The following is a 20,381-nucleotide window of genomic DNA, read 5'->3' on the forward strand; positions in this document are numbered from 1 at the left end:
TGTTTGCACCGATATTCTGAACAAAAAAAGCCTAGCGTCTCAACGCTAGGCTTTTGCTTGTTCAATCATAAGAATAAAACTTTGAATCTATGCACTGGTTTTATTACGAATCAGTTTGTAGTTTAGGAATTCAGTAATACCAAGGGTACCAAGCTCACGACCGAATCCTGAACGCTTAACACCGCCAAATGGGGTGTTGGCTTCAGTACCAGAAGGTGCGTTTATGCTCACCATGCCGACTTCTAACTGGTCAGCAATATCAGCTGCCAATGCTGAGTCTTTAGTCTGGATTGATGCACCAAGACCAAATGGGACATCGTTGGCAATCTTGATAGCATGAGCAACATCACGCGCTTTATAGATGACAGCAACAGGACCAAATAGCTCTTCGCTATAAACAGCCATTGAGTCATCAACGTCGGTGAGTACTGCTGGAGCAAACCAAGCACCAGGCTTGTCTTTGACAATGCCGCCTTCGATTAGAACAGTGGCACCAGCCTTTATTGCTTCATCTAACTGCTTTTGTAGATTAACTGCAGCACTCTGAGATGACATCGGTCCGATAAAGGTTGTTTGCTCTAATGGATCAGACAACGTCATCGCGCGAACCGCATCAGCAAAGTCTTGTACAAACTTATCATAAACGGCTTCAACGACAATTAGGCGCTTAGCAGCGTTACAAGCTTGTCCTGTATTACCAAAGCGGCCAGTGATGGCATCTGCTACTGCTTGCTCGATATCAGCATCTGCTGCAACGATAAAGGCATCTGAGCCGCCAAGCTCTAAAACGACCTTTTTGAGAGCGCCGCCTGCTATTTTAGCAACTGCTTGTCCTGCACGCTCAGAACCTGTTAATGAGATGCCTTGTATTCTACTGTCTTCGATAATAGTCGCGGCTTGATCATTGGTAGCAAAGATATTGTTATATACGCCATCTGGTAAACCGGCATCTTTAAGCATATCAACAATCACTTCTGCCGTTTTAGGACACTGCGGGGCATGCTTTAGGATAATGGTATTGCCCGCCATAAAGTTCGGTGCTGCAAAGCGCGCGACTTGATAATGCGGATAGTTCCACGGCATAATTCCGAACAATGCGCCTACTGGAAGTTTCTCTACAGAAGCTGAGCCTTCGTCCACGTTGATTTGGTTAGGTGCTAATAGTTGCTCTGCATTATCTGCATAGTAGCGATAGATCTCAGCGACTAGACCAAGCTCTCCTTTACCTTGGGCCACAGGCTTACCCATTTCTATAGCGATTATCTCTGCCAGCTCATCTTGACGTTCAATATAGATATCGGCAATTTTGTGTAGTAGTGCACTGCGCTCGCTAAGAGATACGTTACGCCAGTCTTGATAGGCATCATCAGCTTTTGTGATGGCTTGCTGGATATCTTGTTCGTTCGCGGTAGGGTAGGTGGCTTCAACTTCGCCAGTTGCTGGGTTGGTTACTTGATATTCGCTCATAAATATTCCTTGGGTTAAAAATCCATTTTTAGTTACTAAGTACGTCTGTTATTTAGACAACAGTAACATGCAGGCGCACATCAACATTGCCGCGAGTGGCGTTAGAGTATGGGCAAACTTGATGAGCAGTTTCGATTAGATTTTGTGCTTGCGCTTCATCAATACCAGATACTTCGATAGACAGGTCTATATCTAAGTTATAGCTATTATCAGCCTTCATACCAATACCGACTTGAGCAGAGGTTTTTGAAGCTGTAATTGGTAGTTTCATCTGCTTCGCTGTCATATTCAGTGCACTATCGAAACATGCTGCATAACCCATCGCAAACAGCTGTTCTGGATTCACACCCTCTTTATCTGTTTCTTGAAAGGACACCAAATCAAAACCTAATGAACCATCGTCAAGACCTGTATGCCCAGAACGACCACCGGTTGCTGTTGCTTGAGTTTTATAAAATATTTTCATCTGTGTTCCTTATTTAGATTTATTAGCCTTACTAAATGCTATCAAAAATAGATTTGATACATTGTGATGCAATCATTATAAGGGAGCACCTAATAATTCGTTATAACAGTCCTACAAATTTGTTGCCTAATTCTATAAAAATTTGTATTATCAAGCAAATTTGAAAAATAAGTAAAGTATTATGCAGGCAAAAACCATTGAGCAATTACTTAGATTGATACCCAAGAACCAGACTATCGAATCTGATATTCCAGACTTAATCTTCTATTGTGCTGATAGACCAGAAAAAATAATTGGCTATGTCCTAGAGCCTAGTATATGTATCGTTCTGCAAGGTGAGCGCGAGGTTTACTTAGGTACAGATTGCGAAAAATTTGACAATACTAACCTAATGTTTTGTCCAGTCGATGCCCCATTGAACATACACATTAAACAGGCGTCGCTTGACCACCCTGTCGTTGTATTATCTATGAAATTAAATTTACTAATGATTCGAGAAGTACTCGCTAAAATACCACCTAAACAACATATGGACGGGGGTTATTTGGGAATCAAATGGCAATTAGATGATGCTATAATGGCCTCGTTTGATCGATTAATAGCATTGCTTGATTATCCAAATGATATTGAGTTTCTATCTCCTTTAATACAGCAAGAAATTTATTATCGCTTACTCACAGGACAACAAGGCGATAGGCTGCGACAGCTGGTAACGAATGGCAGTCATATTCATCGTATTGCTCAAGCAGTCGATTGGCTAAAAGTACATCTAGATGAACCTGTGGTTATTGCAGACTTGGCAAGCCGCTGCGGTATGAGTGTTTCAGGGTTTCACCAACACTTTAAGGAAATTACTCAGTTGAGTCCGCTACAGTATCAAAAAAATTTACGATTAATGGAGGCGCGACGGCTGATCAAAACCAATGACGCGCAAGTATCACATATTGCCATGCAAGTAGGATACGAAAGCCCTAGCCAGTTTAGCCGAGAATATAAACGACTGTTTGGCGTCAGTCCAAATAGTGATTTGGATTAAAGCATCATTGTTATAGACGGTCTGAGTAAGAGAGTGTTAAAAACATAGGTTACAATACGCTAAAAGCGGTCTTTACGTATAAAGACTGCTTTAAAAAACCTATTATATGGTAAGACTCATGATGTTTGGGAGTTCACTAGAGGCCAGCAGACTTATCAAGTAAAAATGAATGGCAACCGCGTGTCTAATGACGGTGACCTAGTCAAACGTTGGTGCATTGAGGGCAAAGGGTTGGCAGTAAAAACTTGCTTGGATTTTTCCAATGATGTATTGGCGGGTCGATTGATTAATATCATGACTGAATATCAAGCAAAGCAAAATGAGCTTTGGTTAATTTGCTCAAGCAGGCAGTCGATAACACCTGCGGTAAGGCTGCTTAGAGATACTTTAAGAGAGAAATGCACTGAGCTTATAAGTCGCTTAACCTTATAATTACCATTATAAATATTTTAAGTAGTTGTTAAGTGGATAACACACCATTCCCATACCGCATCTACAGCAGGTCGTGATACCGATGTGCGTTTACGAATAAGGTAGTAATCAGGCTCAACCGTTAAACTTAACTCACTGACTTGTACTAAACGCCCTGCAGACAAATCCGCTTGCACGAAAGCCTGACAAGCAATCGCAACCCCTTGTCCTGCCAAAGCCGCATCTAAAGCCAGCGCGGTTTGGTTAAATACGGCACCTGATAGCTTATCTGTCGTGTTAAGAAAACGTGACCAATGGTTGTGTGAATCATGCAGCAGTGGCATCTCTTTTAATTGCTTGAGTGACATAGGAAGCGTGATGTCAGCGATAAGATAAGGATTAGCAACGGCTACTAATTTTTGTTTGAACAATAATTGAGTATCAAAAGGGGAGGGAAATGGTGGACGTGTGAGCCGTACCGCGATATCTACCTGATCACGGTCGAAATCTGCAATAGATTCAGTAGCGACAGTACGTAGATCAACGTCAGGAACAGCGATTGATAGCGCCGAAAGACTGGGTAGTAAAATTTTAGTGGCAAATGTCGGTGTCATACTAATGGTTACTGTCTGAGGTTCTTTGAGTATTTGAGTAGTGGCCTTTTTTAAAATCTCAAACGCTCGTGTGACTTCTGCAAAGTAGATTGCACCTTGCGAGGTAAGAGCCACGCCCTTTGGCAGCCTTTGAAATAGCGCAAATCCCATGTATTCTTCTAATATACGCACCTGCTGAGCGACTGCTCCTTGGGTCACGAAAAGCTCATCTGCTGCGGCGCGAAAATTTAAATGACGTCCTGCTGCTTCAAATGCACGTAAAGCATTCAAAGAGGGTAAAGCGCGATAAGCATTTGACACAACCACCTCTTAGACAATAGATTTTCTACAGTCTAGCACTTTTTAATATCATGTGAGATATCTGCAACCATTAGTTATGATAGATAAACCAATCACTAATGGAGAAAATCATGACTAAAGAAAAAGTTGCTCTTATTATGGCAGGTGGCTCAGGTATGGGGGCTGCGGCCGCTCGTAAGCTCGCTCAGAATGGCTATAAGATTGCAATCTTATCGTCCTCAGGTAAAGGGGAGGCGTTAGCAAAAGAGCTGGGAGGTATTGGCGTCACGGGTTCTAACTTGGTAGATGCCGATGTACAGCGCTTAGTTGATTTGGCAATGGAAAAATGGGGCCGTATTGATGCGCTGGTAAACTCTGCCGGTCACGGTCCACGTGCGCCTATTTTAGAGATTACCGATGACGACTGGCATACAGGTATGGAGGTTTACTTCCTCAGTGCTGTGCGTCCGATTCGCCTCGTCACGCCAATCATGGTGGTACAAGGCGGCGGCGCTATTGTCAATATTTCCACGACTTGGGTCACAGAGCCGACAGCAACCTTTCCAACCTCGACAGCGTTTCGAGCCAGTCTTGGTGCTTTTACTAAGATTTTCTCTGATGATTATGCGCCGCAAGGCATTCGCATTAATAATGTCTTACCTGGTTGGATTGACAGCTTACCTGAAGTCGATGAGCGCCGTGAGCAAGTACCGATGGGGCGTTACGGTGAAGCTGAGGAAGTTGCTGCAACGATTGCCTTTTTATTATCAGAGGCAGCTGGATATATTACGGGTCAGAGCATACGCATTGATGGCGGTGTAACTCACTCTGTCTGATAAAGGGTAAGGCTAGGTTTATTGCTGGTACTGCGTTATTGCCTAGTAGTATCGCAAGTCTATTAAGTGGCTCAATTCCTATCTTTACTTTTTTAGGGGCGGCGCTTTTTTTACCAGAGGAGAGACCTACCAAACAGAGGGCGCTGGGGGTCGCTTTAGGGTTTGCGGGCATTGCCTTGAGTACACGTCCATGGCAAGGCGGCATGAATATATTTTTTATAGGCATTTTATGGATGTTCGCTGGTTCTTTGGGTGTTGGCCCATCATTCGTATACGTACGTCGTTTTTTATCGCATCTAAAGCTATCACCATATGAGGTGATGAGAAATCCATCTCATTGCTTACGTTAGTGTTGCCTTTTTTAGAACATAAAAGTTTATTTGTTATGCTTCTTCTTAATGGCTTATTAGTCATAATAAAAGTGATAGAAAGCACCAAAACAAGGAGGTAGGCATGGCTACAAAAACTATAGGTATCGTCGGGTTAGGCCGTATGGGCAACGGTATGGCTCAGTCTTTGCTTCGCAAAGGTTTTAAAGTGTTCGGCACGGACATTGGGGAAGCACAAAGCCAAGCTGCCAGGGAAATCGGCGTAAATGTTGTTGCAGATATTAAAGCTCTGTGTGCTGAATCTAGTGTCATCATTCTATCTTTGCCAATGGCAAAGCATGTACAAGCAGTTGTTAAAGGCAAAGATGGCATTATTAACTTTGCTCAGCCTAAAACTCTGATTATTGATACTTCTACTTCAGAACCAGAGGTGACGCGGGCACTCTCGATAGAGCTGGATCAGTTAGGCCATCAGTTATTGGACTGTCCTGTCAGTGGCGGTCCGGCGGGTGCTGCAGCCGGTACTATGGTAATGGTTGTTGGAGGTGAACGTAGTTCCCTTGAACGTGCACAGGTGTATCTGGATGCCTTGAGCTCAAAAGTGGTCTACATGGGAAAGTCTGGCAATGGACATGCGGCTAAACTGATCAATAATCTACTATGTGCTGCACATCTAATAACTACCGCCGAAGCAGTAGCTCTAGGTACTAAGGCAGGACTTGATCCTGCAGATCTTATTGCCGGTTTGAACGCCGGTTCAGGCCGTAGTGCAATCAGTGAAGTGAATTTCCCTCGTTGGATTCTTAATAAAGGTTTTGACTCCGGTTTCACTATGCAGCTGATGCGTAAAGATGTGCGTCTGGCGGAAAATATGATCGGTGAGATGGGATTAGAGTTACCTTTGGCTAAACAGGTAGCTGAAATTTGGTCGCAGAGCGAAAAAAACATACCTGATCAGGATGATTTTAATTGCATTATCAAAAATGCCGGCTTGGGAGAATAGATGATGAGTTTTGAAGTAGAAGGAAATGGCGCGCAACAAGTTGAAATACTGCTTAATGAACTACTGGGTACTTCAAAGTTTGGCAGTTTGATTGATGGAGAATTGGTTGCAGGTAATGGTGACGACATCGAGCTGATTAACCCAGCAACTGGTCAGGTATTTTTAATCTATCGTGATGCAGGGAAAAGCGTTGTTGCTAATGCAGCCGATGCGGCTATAAAAGCTCAAAAAGTGTGGTGGTCAATGACCGCCAGTGCAAGAGGTCAGTTAATGTGGCAGTGCGGCATGAAAATACGTGTCGCCGCGGAATCGCTGGCACGCCTAGAATGTATATCTGCAGGTAAGCCTATTCGCGATTGCCGGGTTGAAGTGGCAAAAGTTGCAGATATGTTTGAATACTATGCTGGTTGGTGTGACAAAATTATGGGACAAGTTATTCCTGTACCAACAAGTCACTTAAACTACACTCGTCATGAGCCTTATGGTGTGGTGACTCAAATTACACCCTGGAACGCACCTGTATTTACGGGAGGCTGGCAGATCGCGCCGGCCATCTGTGCAGGAAATGCAGTCTTACTGAAGCCATCTGAATTAACCCCACTAAGCTCAACAGTACTCGCTAAAATTCTTGAGCAAGCCGGTATTCCACGTGGTTTGGTGAATGTAATTAATGGGCTTGGGCACACTACAGGCACTGCCGCAATCACTAATCCGGCGACTAAAAAAGTGGTTTTTGTAGGTTCACCACAGACCGGTGCTCTCATTGCTTCGGCATCTGCAAAGCGTGTCATCCCTTGCGTATTGGAGCTAGGTGGAAAGTCAGCCAATATAATTTTTCCAGATGCTGATCTTGATCGTGCGGTAGTGGGTGCGCAAGCTGCCGTATTCTCTGCCGCTGGACAGAGCTGTGTATCGGGTTCTCGGTTACTGGTTCATCGGGATGTTTATAAAGAAGTAGTGGAGCGTGTTGCCTCGGCAGCCAGTAAGTTGCCTGTAGGTTTGCCATGGGATGAAGGCACGATGGTGGGGCCCATTAATAACCAGAAACAGTTTAGTCACGTGCGTTCGTTAGTTTCTGATGGTATTGCTGAAGGTGCGGTTGTTGCCGCAGGCGGAAAGCCAGGTGAAATTTGTGGAGGTGAAAATGGTTATTTTTATCAGCCAACAGTTTTGGCTAACGTGAAGAATGATATGCGTGTAGCACAGGAAGAAATTTTTGGACCTGTTGTTTCTGTGATTTTATTTGATGAAGAAGAAGAAGCGGTAGCGTTAGCAAACGACAGCCGGTTTGGTTTAGCTGGCGCTGTGTGGACTGCTGATGTAGGTCGTGCTCATCGGATGGCCGCTCAAGTAAATGCGGGAACATTCTGGGTAAATAGCTATAAGACTATTAATGTCATGTCGCCGTTTGGTGGCTTTGGTGAAAGCGGCTATGGCCGATCTAGTGGCTACGAAGGTTTACTAGAATATACACAGACTAAAAGTGTATGGGTCGAAACCGCAAAAGATTCTGCTATTCAATTTGGCTATTCAATTCAATAAAAGGAGAAAATAAATGTTAATTAATGAAACTCTACTAAGTGAAGTAAAGCAGTGGCGTAAGCAGATTCATAGTCAACCAGAGCTCGGTTTTAAAGAGTTCAAAACGTCATCATTTATTGTCGACAAGTTACAGTCCTTTGGGATTGAGGTGCATCAAGGATTGGGCGGTACTGGTGTTGTCGGTACTCTAAAGAATGGCTCAGGCCCTACTATCGGCATACGAGCAGATATCGATGCTTTACCCATAGCTGAACAAAATGAGGTTACGCACAAATCCACTCATGACAACTGCATGCACGCCTGTGGTCATGACGGTCATACTTCAGTACTCTTAGGTACCGCAAAACACCTCAGCGAGAATAAAAACTTTAGCGGTACCATTTATTTTATATTTCAACCGGCTGAGGAGGTCTTAGGTGGTGCCAAGGCCATGATTGATGACGGCTTATTTGATAAGTTCCCGATGGATGCGGTCTATGGATTGCACAATTGGCCAGGGCTTCCTGTAGGACAAGTTGCCGTTAATGATGGACCGATGATGGCGTCATTTGATACCTTTGAGATTACTTTGACTGGTAAAGGCACTCATGCAGCTATGCCACATTTAGGGGCTGATCCTATAGCAGCAGGAGCCGCTTTAATTACTAATATTCAATCTATTGTCTCTCGTCGAATATCTCCGCTCAAATCAGGCGTTATTAGCGTAACGCAGATGAATAGTGGGGATACTACCAACGTCATCCCTGATTACGCCATTTTAAAAGGAACCGTTCGTAGCTTTGATATGGACGTACGCCAGTCCATGCAAGATATGCTCACAGAAATGGTTAAAACACTACCGCCTCTATATGGTGTCACAGGCGAGATGGATTACCATATTCGCTATCCAGTAACCACTAATAATAGTCAAGCTTATCTTGAAATCAAAGAGGCTGCTACTAAAGTGCTGGGTGCTGATAAGGTAAATACTGCCGTAGAGCCATCAATGGCTTCTGAAGATTTTTCATTCATGAGCCAAGTGGTTAAAGGCGCTTATTTTTGGTTAGGTGTTGACGGTAGCAGCCCCTCCAAACCATTACATAATGCGTCGTATGATTTTAATGATGATGCTATTGAGACGGGTATTAAAGTATGGGTATCTTTAGTTGAGTCTGAATTACCAAAAAATGCTGCATAAACCAAATAATAAAGAAATGTAGGAATTATAAAATGCAAAAGGAATTGCTATGAATAATACCAGTGTGCTATCAAGTACAATGACGAAGCGCTTATTTGATTGGAAGCTGCATTTACTAGTGATTATTACATCGCTACTTGCAGAATGGATAGGGATCATTAAGATTCCGATTGGTATTGGTACATTAGTCTTACTGCCTCTACTATACGCATTTATATTTACAATATTGTTGAACCCCAATGTCGTACCCTCAATGAAAGCGGTAATCTCCAAAGACCGAGCAAAATTTGCAAGCTACGCCGTTCTTTTAAGTATCATGCCTTTCATTGCAAAATTTGGCGTTGGCGTCGGCCCTAAAGTCGAGGAAATAATAGCCGCAGGCCCCGCCCTTTTATTACAAGAGTTAGGCAATGTAGCTACTGCCATTATCGCCTTGCCTGTCGCTGTATTGGTGTTTGGCATGGGACGAGAGTCTATTGGTGCCACTCACTCAATTGCTCGTGAGCCTAATATTGCCCTAATTGCTGATAAATATGGCCTGCAAAGCGCTGAAGGTATCGGCGTAATGGGTGTCTATGTGATGGGTACTTTGTTTGGTGCAATTTATTTTTCACTTATGGCAGGGGTCATTGCCTCTTTAGACATTCTAGATATACGTGCTTTAGCAATGGCTTGTGGTATCGGTAGTGGTAGTATGATGGGTGCCTGTTCAGCAGCGCTAGCAGAGACTGTCCCGGCGCAAGAGGAGACCATTACTGCCTTTGCCGCGACTTCTAATTTGCTTACTTATGCTACAGGTCTGTTTGTGAGCTTATTCGTAGCGTTACCAGTCGCTGAGTTTTTATACAAAGTTACCAGTAAATTTAGAAAAAATAATGGCGCTGATATCAGTAAAGCTATGGATTTTGGTTTGCAAGAGCAGTCTATCTTATCAGTAGGGCAGTCAGTATCATTATTGGTCGCTATATGCGGCGTGCTATTATTGAGTAATTGGGTGGGACAAGGTTTTAATCCGATTGCTGCGCTACCTGGTATGCTCGTATTATTTGGCTGTTGTGTCGTTGGCATACTAATAAAACGCGCTATTCCAATTAATGTGCCTGCTATTGCTTGGATATCTATTGTCGCTATTTTGATATCGCTGCCGCAGTTTCCATTTAGTGATTATGTTTTAGTCGAGACTGATAAGCTGGGTGTGCTACAACTCATTACCCCGGTACTAGCTTACGCAGGTTTCGCCATCTCGCAAATAGAGGTGGACTTATTCAAAAAGTCTGGCTTTAAGATTGCTATTGTAGCGCTGCTAACCTTTACTGGTACTTTTTTAGGCTCGGCGATTATCGCACAGGCGTTGTTGTAAACAGCGATAAGTCGTGCCGCCCGCTTACAAAGCTTTCATCCATGACTTTAGATGTTGTAATAATTCATGCGGGCCTTGGGATAGATGACGACCCAACCGAGTTACAATATGAGCTTCACCGCTTGCTAGTAGCGCATTGTCTATAGGGATTGCTACCAGATGTCCGTCTTTCACTTCTTTGGACACTACAAAATACGGTAGAAAGGTAAATCCCATATTTGAGCGAGCAAGATTCTTTAGTACAGCGAATGAGTCAGTGGTTAGGATAGGGTTAAATCGAATTTTTTGTTGAAACTCGGCCATCGCTAGTAATTGACGAACGCCAAAGCGACTCTCAGCCAGCCCCACTGGGTATTCTAGAAGCTCCTTCAACTGCATCGGTTTAACTTGATCGGCTAAAGGGTGGTCAGGGGACATAATAATATACATTGGCTGACAACTGACAGCCTGTGCGCGGATGCGCGGATGACTGCTGGAATGGAACACTAGCCCGATATGTGCTTCATCTTCCTCAACCTGACGAATCACTTCGTTTGATCCACCAGTACTGATTGAAAGCGTCAGCGCCGGATATAGACGGGCGAATTCAGATAGTGGGCCCAACATCAAATCTTCTACAAAACCATCACCCACTGCTAACTTTATATGACCCTGCTGTAATCCTGACAAGGCTTGTAATTTGGAAACACAGGTCTCTTCAGCGGAGAGTGATTCTTGATAAAACTGCAAGAGAATACTACCAGCTTCTGTCGGCGTTACTCCTTTACGATGCCGTTCAATAAGAATGCATGCTAATTCTTCCTCTAACAGAGATATTTGCCGACTGATGGCTGAGGGAGCAATATTGAGCTTATCTGCTGCAGCCCGGATCGTACCCATAGTTACAGCCTCATAAAGATAGGATAACCGCTTTCCATTAATCTCTTTCATTGCTTCCTCTTGCTTTGTTCTTGTTTTCATTAAATAAGTGTTACACTTTGACCCAAGGATGGAGTAATGAGGACCAGTGTCGGTATACTATCTAGTCGGCTCTGTAACAGTACTGGTAGTGTATCAAACCCCAGTATTAATAAAGCCACCTGACTACTTCTAAAAACAATAAGAATCCGCTAAGACATGGCAGTAGATGCCTAGTGGTTTTATTTATATATATAAAAGAAGTCCATCGCTTTGATTTTGACAACGCTTTTATTAATTGTTCTATAACCTCAAAAATCATGGTATTGCTACCTAAGAAGTAATGATCGCCTTATCAAATTACTTTCTCTTCATGAGTAAGAATTAAATTTTATAATCTGATTTAATCAATGTAAGTACATTCTAAGCTCTGAAGAAATAACTTTAAACTTCGCTTTTTCAAAGTTTTTCATTGTTTTACTTATCTAGGACAGATCCTAGCAGTCTACTTTAAGGGGTATATGAATAGAATTGAAGAGTGCGAATTTCTGGTGCCATTGGGCTATATTCAGAACTACCTTTAATAATATCTGCCACTTAATAATGGCATAAGCCCATGTATATTAAAGATATAGATAGGTTTAAAGTATAAATAAAATGGCTTTTTGAGGTATAAGCATGGATGTATTTTATGGTAGAAACACGAAAAACAGAAACTAGTAAACATAGTTCGTTATACTCATATCTAAAGGGTTTAAGATATGTTTAGGGTGGTATAGGACAAGATAAAAAAACAGGGATAACTGAGATTAATGATAAATGAGGAAAGAAATAAATACATAAGCTATTGATAAATATAGTTTATTTTTTCAATCAAAAGTATTAAAAGGTTACTTTATGTGCTAACTTTATAGGTGAACCAAGTAGACTTAATTCTGTATTAAGAGATACTTTAAGAAATTGCTCATTTTGAGCTGAGCTGCTCTTAAAGTTATACGAGGTGATTTATGCCTGACTTTAAAGAGACAACTTCATCCTCTGTAGACAATAGTGGAGCCGATAACGCACAAGGAACCGATCAGCGGCAAGGCTCTGCTCCTACAATCTCACTTCCTAAAGGTGGCGGTGCGATTCAGAGTATTGGAGAGAAGTTTGCTACTAACCCAGTGACAGGTACAGGTTCTATGTCTGTGCCAATCGCGACCAGCCCTGGTCGCTCTGGCTTTGGTCCTCAGCTCGCTCTTTCTTATGATTCTGGCTCTGGTAATGGAGTTTATGGGTTCGGCTGGAATCTTTCATTACCGTCAATCACGCGCAAAACAGCAAAAGGCTTACCACGATACCATGACGCCGAAGAATCTGATATTTTCCTGCTCTCTGGTGCAGAAGATCTAGTACCGCTATTGGAATCAGATGGTATACGCTTTGAAGCATCTGTGTCAGGTTACCTCATTCACAGGTATCGTCCTCGCATTGAAGGATTATTTGCACGCATCGAACGTTGGGCTCGGCTGAGTGACGGAGATGTGCACTGGCGCTCGATATCCAAAGACAATATTTTGACCCTATATGGCAAGGATCCCAGCTCCCGAATAGCTGATCCTGAGGATGCTAGCCGTGTTTTTAGCTGGCTGATCTGCGAGACCCGCGACGATAAAGGCAATGCCATTCAGTACGGGTACAAGTCAGAAGATGGAGTCGGGGTCGATTTAACCCAAGCGCACGAAAGCAACCGAGGCGATCATAATGATCCTCGACGCACAGCCAACCGTTATCTCAAACGTATTCATTACGGCAATCGGACATCGTTGTTGGATGATGCAGGATCTCGGCCGCTATTTTTGAGTGAGGCACAGATCCAGAATGCTGGTTGGATGTTTGAGGTGGTTTTCGATTATGGAGAACACGATACTGACATACCCACGCCAAAAGGTATTAAGCCATGGGTCTTTCGCGACGATCCTTTCTCAACTTATCGCGCCGGCTTTGAGGTACGAACCACGCGACTGTGTCAGCGGGTGCTAATGTTTCATCATTTTGAGGGTGAGGAGGGCGTTGGCAACGATTGCCTAGTACGTTCCACAGACTTCACCTACTCACATGAGCAAGATCCGACCAGTGTCCATAATCCCATTTATACCTTTCTGCGCACCTTTACACAAACAGGGTATAAGCGCAATGGTAACAGCTACCGAAAGCGTAGCTTACCACCAGTAGAGTTCGAGTACACCCAGCCCATCGTGCAGGATACGGTAGAGGAAGTCGATTCTGAGAGTCTTGAAAATATTCCGATGGGTCTAGATGGCACAACCTACCAATGGACGGATCTGCACGGCGAAGGACTCCCGGGCATCCTTACCGAACAGGCGGAGGCTTGGTACTACAAACGCAACCTCGCGCCAATCAATGAGATTGAAGAAGACGGAACAGTCCGCATCAGAGCGAAGTTTGCGCCATTGGAACGAGTGGCCAAGCAGCCGAATCTGGCGCTGGCCGGTGGCGCGCAATTCATGGATCTCGCCGGAAACGGTCAGCCGGACCTAGTGATGCTGGGTGGTCCAATGCCGGGCTTTTATGAGCACGACGTCGCTGAGAGCTGGCAACTTTTTCGGCCGTTCACATCTTACCTTAACCGTGCCATGCATGATCCTAACCTGAAGTTTATCGACCTCAACGGCGACGGTCATGCCGATGTACTTATTACTGAAGATGAGGCTTTCGTTTGGCATTCGTCGCTAGCGGAGGAAGGATTTGGTCCAGCCATACGTGTTGCTCAAGTGCTGGATGAAAACAAAGGTCCTCGTATCGTTTTTGCCGATGGCACGCAGTCCATCTACTTGGCTGATTTGAGCGGCGATGGCCTTACTGATCTAGTGCGTATCCGCAACGGCGAGGTCTGTTACTGGCCAAATCTCGGCTATTGCCGATTCGGCGCCAAGATCGCCATGGAAAATGCGCCGCACTTCGATCACCCGGATCAGTTCGATCATAAGCGTATCCGCTTGGCCGACATTGACGGCAGCGGCACCATCGACATCATCTATCTGCACCGCGACGGCGTGTGTCTCTATTTCAACCAATCCGGCAACAGTTGGGGCGCGCCGCAAGTGTTGCGCATTTTTCCACGCGTCGATGAGCTTGTCAGCATCGTGCCTATCGACCTGCTCGGCAATGGCACTGCTTGCCTAGTCTGGTCCTCGCCGTTGCCTAATGACGCGGGCCGGCCTATGCGCTACGTCAATTTGATGGGTGAGCAGAAACCCCATCTGCTTATCAGGACCGTCAACAACCTCGGCGCGGAGACCCATGTTCAGTACGCGCCTTCTACAAAATTCTATCTACAAGACAAGTACGACGGCAAACCCTGGATCACCAAGCTGCCTTTCCCAGTACATGTGGTCGAAAAGGTCACAGTGACAGATAAGTGGAATAAAACCAAATTCTCCTCTACCTACAGCTACCACCACGGGTATTTCGATGGACATGAGCGAGAATTTCGAGGATTTGGTCGGGTTGAACAAATTGATGCGGAAACTTATGGGGAATTTACCGAAGGAAATATAAACAGTCCTTACATCACAGACGACCACACCCTCTACCAGCCACCAATTAAAACCGTTACCTGGTATCACACGGGCGTAATGATTGATCGCAAAAAAATACTGCAACAGTTCAAGCACGAATACTTCCCCCAGTGGCTGGAAGACGGAAACTTAGATGAAACAAATATATTGGGAACTTTTCAGGAAGCCGAATTACCCGAGCCAGATATTAAACAACAAAACCTGAATGCCGAGGAAATGAGAGAAGCCTTACGGTCTTGCAAAGGAATAATGTTGCGCCAGGAAGTCTACGAACTAGATGTTGATGCATTCACACGGGGAGCCCATCAACCCATAAAACTCTACTCAACGGCATATCACAATTGCCATATTCAACGCTTACAACCAGGCGGCACAAACCCACATGCCGTGTTTTTGGTGACAGAGAGCGAAGCCATCACCTATCAATACGAACTGGATTTACAAGCAAATACACTCATTCCTGATCCTCGGATTGCTCACACCCTGAATCTCAATACCGATAAATACGGTAACGTGTTACAAGCCATTGCCATTGTTTATCCTCGTCTTGGTGAATATCAAGATGACACGCTCGAACGACAGACTATTCAGCTTATTCAGGATGTCCAGAAAGAAACGCATATAGCCTACAGCGAAAGTCATTTCACCAACGATATTAATATCCAGGATAACTATCGTTTGCGAGTTCCTTGTGAGGCGTTGAGTTATGAGCTCACGGGTATCAGTCCAGCAGACGAGTATTTTACCTTAGAAGAATTGCAAAGCTTTAGGTTAAATCTGGATTATCAAAGTACAGGACAAGTAGTAACAGACATTGAATACCACCAATTAGCTGATCGCACTAGTCCACAAAAACGAACAGTTGAACATAGCAAAATGCTCTATTTTAACGACAAGGATAGTGCTACTCGAGAGTTTCTGAAGGAACCATTACCTTTTGGGGAACAGGGCAACTTAGGTTTACCTTACGAAACCTATACCTTGGCATTAACCGATGATTTGCTCAATGCCATTTTAGCTGAAAAATTCACACCAGACATACAAGCCGAACTGGAGAATGCATCAAAAAGCGGCTATCTCAGTGGCGCTGAGTTAAGGGCTCGCTTCGCTGGTATAGACACTACCGGACAATACTGGATTCGCTCAGGTATTGCTGGCTTTTCCAATGATGTCGCCGATCATTTCTTCCTGCCCGAACGCTATATTAATGCCTTCAACCAAACCACCACACTTAACTACGATCCGCTTGATCTCTATATCAAAACAAGCACAGATCCAATTGGGAATACCGTTTCGGTTGAAAAATTCGATTATCGTGTACTCGCCCCACGTGAACTAAAGGACATCAATGATAATGTCACAGAAGTAATATTTGATGTTTTAGGGTTGCCATCAGCTACAGCGGTTAAAGGCAAAGGCGATCAGGCAGATAATCTCACTGGGCTCACCGATGAGCTGCTAAATCCTGACAGAGCAACGCAAATCAACTTTTTCACCGAACCACGTTTAACCACAGAAACAATAACTGATTACCAACAACGCCAGCAGGATGAAGCAAGGCGTTTATTGGGTAATGCAACCGCGCGGCATCTTTATTATTTTGGTGAAATTGAAGTTGAGACTGGGGAAATACTGGCAGATGGCAGTAAAGCTAAAATTATTAAGTGGGGCGAACACCCAGCCTCAGCTTGCGGCATAGTACGCGAACAACATGCTGTTCAATTGGACACGGCTGAAACCAGTCCGCTACAACTGGCTTTTGAATATTCAGATGGTAATGGCAATGTGCTGGTCACAAAAGTGCAGGCTGAGCCCCAAAAAGAGGGAGAATTATTAAGCTGGATTGCCAATGGCAAAACCATTCTGAACAACAAAGGAAAACCGGTTAAGCAATACGAACCCTATTTCAGTAAAATCGAAACAGCCCTCGACGTTTTTGAGCCAGATCATCGTTATGAGGAACCAAAAGAGATAGGTGTTACCCCAATCATCTATTACGATGCTGCGGGTCGTGTAATCCGTACCGAAGCACCTGATGGGTCATACAGCCGAGTCGAGTTTTCTTCTTGGCATGTTAGTCGCTACGATCAGAACGATACAATACTTGAACCAGTAAATGACTGGTATCAGCGCATGAGTACTGGCACAGACGCCGAGCAAAGGGCAGCACGTATTGCGGCTAAACATGCCGATACCCCTGCAACCACTCTCCTTGATAGTTTAGGGCGAGAAGTAATCAATGTGGCTTTTAATCGTAGTCCAAAAGAGTCAGCAGCCTTAGCCAATGTTCCGTTTCTGGATCGTCCTTGGCTTGATCAACACTACGTCACCTTTACCAAGCTCGATGCAGAAGGTAAACCGCTGTGGATTCAAGATGCTCGCGATAATTTGGTCATGCGGTACACAGTGTCCGCTTCGCTCGGATCAGACCTAACCATTGATTATTTTCCTGCCTACGACATAGCCGGGAATTTACTGTTCCAACACAGTATGGATGGCGGAGATCGCTGGTTAATCAACGACGCTACAGGCCAACCCTTCTACGCCTGGGATGAAAATGAAAGTGCATTGGGCGTATTGGAACAACGGGTCTTTCATACAACCTATGACGACTTGCGTCGTCCGCTGGAACAAAGTCTAAAAATAGCGAGTGATGTGTGGACAGTCGAGCGATTTGTTTACGGTGAAGAACAGTCAAACGATAAAGACAAAAACTTGCGTGGTCAGGTCTATAAACACTATGACTCCAGCGGACTGATGACCAATATGGATTTTGATTTTAAAGGAAATTTGCTTGCAGCGAAAAGGCGATTAACTAGTGCTTATAAAGAACGCGTTATTCATTGGCCAGAAAGTCCGCCGTCTGATTCATTTACAGCGGAAACATTTATTCAAAGTACAAAATACGATGCACTAAACCGTATGGTGCGGTTGGAGAATTGGCATCTTGAAGATCGCGAGCCTGCTATCTACACACCGCAATATAACCAACGGGGCGTACTATTAAGCGAAACCCTTGCAGTGCGAGGCCAGATAACAGAAGCGATTCAAAAAATTGCCTACAACGCGAAAGGGCAGCGTACCTTTATTGAGTTCGGCAATAACACCAGAACAAGTTATGAATACGATACGCGAACGTTTCGGTTAATCAAGCTAGAAACCGTCAATACGATCACTTCAGAAAAGTTACAAGATCTCAGCTACAGCTATGACCCTGTAGGGAATATTACCGAAATTACCGATGCTGCGATTGAGCCGGTGTTCTTTCGTAACCAGGAAGTAAAATCGCGCAGCAAATATGTTTACGATGCCCTGTATCGATTAATTGAAGCCGAGGGGCGGGAACAATACAGTACATCAGGTCCTCCATCACAACGGTCTCCTTCAGCACCTGATGTCGCCTTTCCGATCAGTGTTGCAGACGACCCTAATGCGTTGCGCGATTACACCCAGCGTTATCAGTACGACAGCGTCGGTAACATCATGCAAATGAGACATATCACCGGAGTCTCAGATGGAAATTGGACTCGCGATTATGCTTACGCAGAAGACAGTAATCGACTACTTAGCACCTGGACGGGTAGTGATCGTACAACCGCTGTTAACTACCAATACGATAAGCACGGCAGCATGTTGAATTTGAATAATGTACCGGAAGCATTCCATTTGCATTGGGATATACAAGATATGATTCATGACGTCGATCTGGGCGGCGGCGGGCACGCTTGGTATAACTACGCTGCAGACAAACAGCGCACTCAAAAACGTATCGAACGTGTTGGCGGCTTTACTGAGGAACGGTTTTATTTGGGTGGCATGGAGCTTTATCGGCGGCGCAATGCGGCAGGTGAAATCAAAGAAGAAATCGAAACGTTTCATTTGTTTGCTGATGACCAGCGGGTGTTGATTGTTGAGAGTGTGTTAATTGCTGATAGTGGCGAGCTGCCTGAAGGTGTTTTATTTCGATATCAATACAGCAATCATTTGGGATCGGTGGGTCTAGAGCTGGATGAAAGGGCACATATAATTTCTTATGAGGAATATCATCCTTATGGGACGACGGCTTATAGTGCGAAGAATAAAGATATTAAGGCGGCGAAGAAGCGGTATCGGTATACGGGGATGGAGCGGGATGAGGAGACTGGGTTGAGTTATCATTCTGCGCGGTATTATTTACCTTGGTTGGGGAGGTGGGGGAGTGCGGATCCAATTGGGGTTGAGGGAGGGATTAATATCTATTGCTACGCGAATAAGAACCCAATTACTGGGAGAGATAGATATGGTAAACAAGATGAGTCATCTGCGCCACCAGTTCTAATGAGCTCTTGGCCTTACAGCGAAAGAGTTCCAAACCGAAGTGAACTTGGAACAAATGTACAGCGTCATCATGTTTTGGAAGTCACAGTAAATGCAAGGATAAGAGGTATTTCAAATAGCGAGATGCGGTCCATGTCAAGTCAAGCTGGAGATTCAACCATGTTAGTAGAAACTGGTCGTGGGCTTTTTCACACTGAAGTAGGGAAGCTATTGCGAAAAATTAGATTGAGAGTGCAAAGTGGCGACATTGTTAGCTCGTCAGACTTAGCTAACGAAATACGGCTTGCCCATGAACAAGTAGCAGTGAATTTGAATGTTGATATGTCAAATGTGGTATTTGATGAGGTGTTACTCAGTAACCTATCAACAATTCATATCTCGACAGAAGCAACGGCTGCAGAAGCAGTTTCGGAAAGTTTAGGGCCTACAACAATTACTAACAGTCAGATTGAGGATGCTTTTAGAGAGACAGCCACGGGAGCAGCAGAGGAAGCTTTGCGAGACTCAAATGGCGAACCAGCATCTGGCGGGATACGAACAACAAGATCACCTCGGAATGCTACTGGTTTGTCTCAAGCAGATGCGAATGTTGATGCAAATACAGGTGAAGTTATTGATGGCCCTCGGACCAGAGCTGCCCTCGATCGAGCTGGTAGGGGAACGCAAACTTCGAGAATAAGTAGAGCTTTCGGAACGGCTGGACGTGTTATGCGAGGTGCTAGTGCCTTGCTAATAGTACCCGGAGCAATCTCGGAGGCTAGTCAAAGTGACCAGTATGTTCGCAGTAGAGGTAGAGGTGAGATTAATGCCCTTGCAGTTGGTGTGATCACACTCGGTGCAACTAGTGCCGCGGGTATTGTAGACGACGCAATGGCCATTGGTGAGACCGCAATGGCGGGATTTCCTGTCGCCCAGTATGAGTCTGGTCAAAGACATGGCTCAGGTGTTTTCCAGCATGCGGTGGGTCAGGCTATTAGGGGGTTTATGGGATACTTATATGACAATGGCCTGTGATTGGTCAGTTTACCGCGAAGTTAAAGGCGTCTGAACTTTTTAACTATCA

At 44.5% G+C, this 20,381-nt stretch carries 13 protein-coding genes; 9 read left to right on the forward strand and 4 right to left on the reverse strand.

The window, feature by feature from the left end; translation table 11 throughout:
- Positions 1–87: 87 nt before the first annotated feature.
- Positions 88–1,467 (reverse strand): NAD-dependent succinate-semialdehyde dehydrogenase, encoded by a 1,380-nt coding sequence (locus ACR63N_RS07030; RefSeq protein ID WP_472782668.1) that lies wholly within the window; start codon positions 1,465–1,467, stop codon positions 88–90.
- A 52-nt stretch (positions 1,468–1,519) separates the two neighbouring features.
- Entirely contained in the window at positions 1,520–1,933 is a 414-nt protein-coding gene (locus ACR63N_RS07035) for an organic hydroperoxide resistance protein (protein ID WP_367103214.1), read from the reverse strand.
- A 181-nt stretch (positions 1,934–2,114) separates the two neighbouring features.
- Between ACR63N_RS07035 and ACR63N_RS07040 the strand changes: the two genes are divergently transcribed.
- A complete protein-coding gene (locus tag ACR63N_RS07040; protein ID WP_367105920.1) occupies positions 2,115–2,969 on the forward strand; it encodes an AraC family transcriptional regulator in 855 nt (284 codons plus the stop codon).
- A gap of 165 nt (positions 2,970–3,134) precedes the next feature.
- Entirely contained in the window at positions 3,135–3,401 is a 267-nt protein-coding gene (locus tag ACR63N_RS07045; RefSeq protein WP_472782669.1) for a type 2 periplasmic-binding domain-containing protein, read from the forward strand.
- Positions 3,402–3,418: 17 nt separating this feature from the next.
- On the opposite strand, the gene ACR63N_RS07050 is transcribed toward ACR63N_RS07045, so the two are convergent.
- The gene (locus ACR63N_RS07050) at positions 3,419–4,294 is read right to left on the reverse strand and encodes a LysR substrate-binding domain-containing protein (protein WP_472782670.1); all 876 of its coding nucleotides are present in this window, start codon (positions 4,292–4,294) and stop codon (positions 3,419–3,421) included.
- 110 nt (positions 4,295–4,404) lie between these two features.
- On the opposite strand from ACR63N_RS07050, the gene ACR63N_RS07055 reads away from it, so the two are divergent.
- The 6 genes from ACR63N_RS07055 to ACR63N_RS07080 all read left to right on the forward strand — a co-directional run bounded on the left by ACR63N_RS07055 (position 4,405) and on the right by ACR63N_RS07080 (position 10,520).
- On the forward strand, positions 4,405–5,109 hold the full coding sequence (locus ACR63N_RS07055; protein ID WP_472782671.1) for an SDR family oxidoreductase: 705 nt from the start codon (positions 4,405–4,407) through the stop codon (positions 5,107–5,109).
- A gap of 38 nt (positions 5,110–5,147) precedes the next feature.
- Positions 5,148–5,459, forward strand: coding sequence for an EamA family transporter (locus tag ACR63N_RS07060; RefSeq protein ID WP_472782672.1), 312 nt, complete (start codon positions 5,148–5,150; stop codon positions 5,457–5,459).
- 103 nt (positions 5,460–5,562) lie between these two features.
- Positions 5,563–6,441, forward strand: a complete 879-nt coding sequence (locus ACR63N_RS07065) for an NAD(P)-dependent oxidoreductase (RefSeq protein ID WP_472782673.1) — start codon at positions 5,563–5,565, stop codon at positions 6,439–6,441.
- Positions 6,442–7,983 (forward strand): aldehyde dehydrogenase family protein, encoded by a 1,542-nt coding sequence (locus ACR63N_RS07070; protein ID WP_472782674.1) that lies wholly within the window; start codon positions 6,442–6,444, stop codon positions 7,981–7,983.
- Between the two features lie 13 nt (positions 7,984–7,996).
- Positions 7,997–9,160 carry a M20 aminoacylase family protein gene (locus tag ACR63N_RS07075; protein WP_472782675.1) on the forward strand — a complete coding sequence of 388 codons (1,164 nt, stop codon included), beginning with the start codon at positions 7,997–7,999 and terminating at the stop codon, positions 9,158–9,160.
- A gap of 49 nt (positions 9,161–9,209) precedes the next feature.
- Positions 9,210–10,520 (forward strand): DUF3100 domain-containing protein, encoded by a 1,311-nt coding sequence (locus tag ACR63N_RS07080; RefSeq protein ID WP_367108743.1) that lies wholly within the window; start codon positions 9,210–9,212, stop codon positions 10,518–10,520.
- A gap of 24 nt (positions 10,521–10,544) precedes the next feature.
- Here the strand turns inward: ACR63N_RS07080 and ACR63N_RS07085 are convergent, their stop codons facing one another.
- Positions 10,545–11,399: a LysR family transcriptional regulator gene (locus ACR63N_RS07085; RefSeq protein WP_472782676.1), complete on the reverse strand. Its 855-nt coding sequence runs from the start codon at positions 11,397–11,399 to the stop codon at positions 10,545–10,547.
- 1,025 nt (positions 11,400–12,424) lie between these two features.
- Here ACR63N_RS07085 and ACR63N_RS07090 point away from each other — a divergent pair.
- Complete coding sequence (locus ACR63N_RS07090) at positions 12,425–20,332, forward strand: SpvB/TcaC N-terminal domain-containing protein (RefSeq protein ID WP_472782677.1); 7,908 nt, start codon at positions 12,425–12,427, stop codon at positions 20,330–20,332.
- Positions 20,333–20,381 lie beyond the last annotated feature (49 nt).

The organism is Psychrobacter sp. M4, assembly GCF_055699795.1.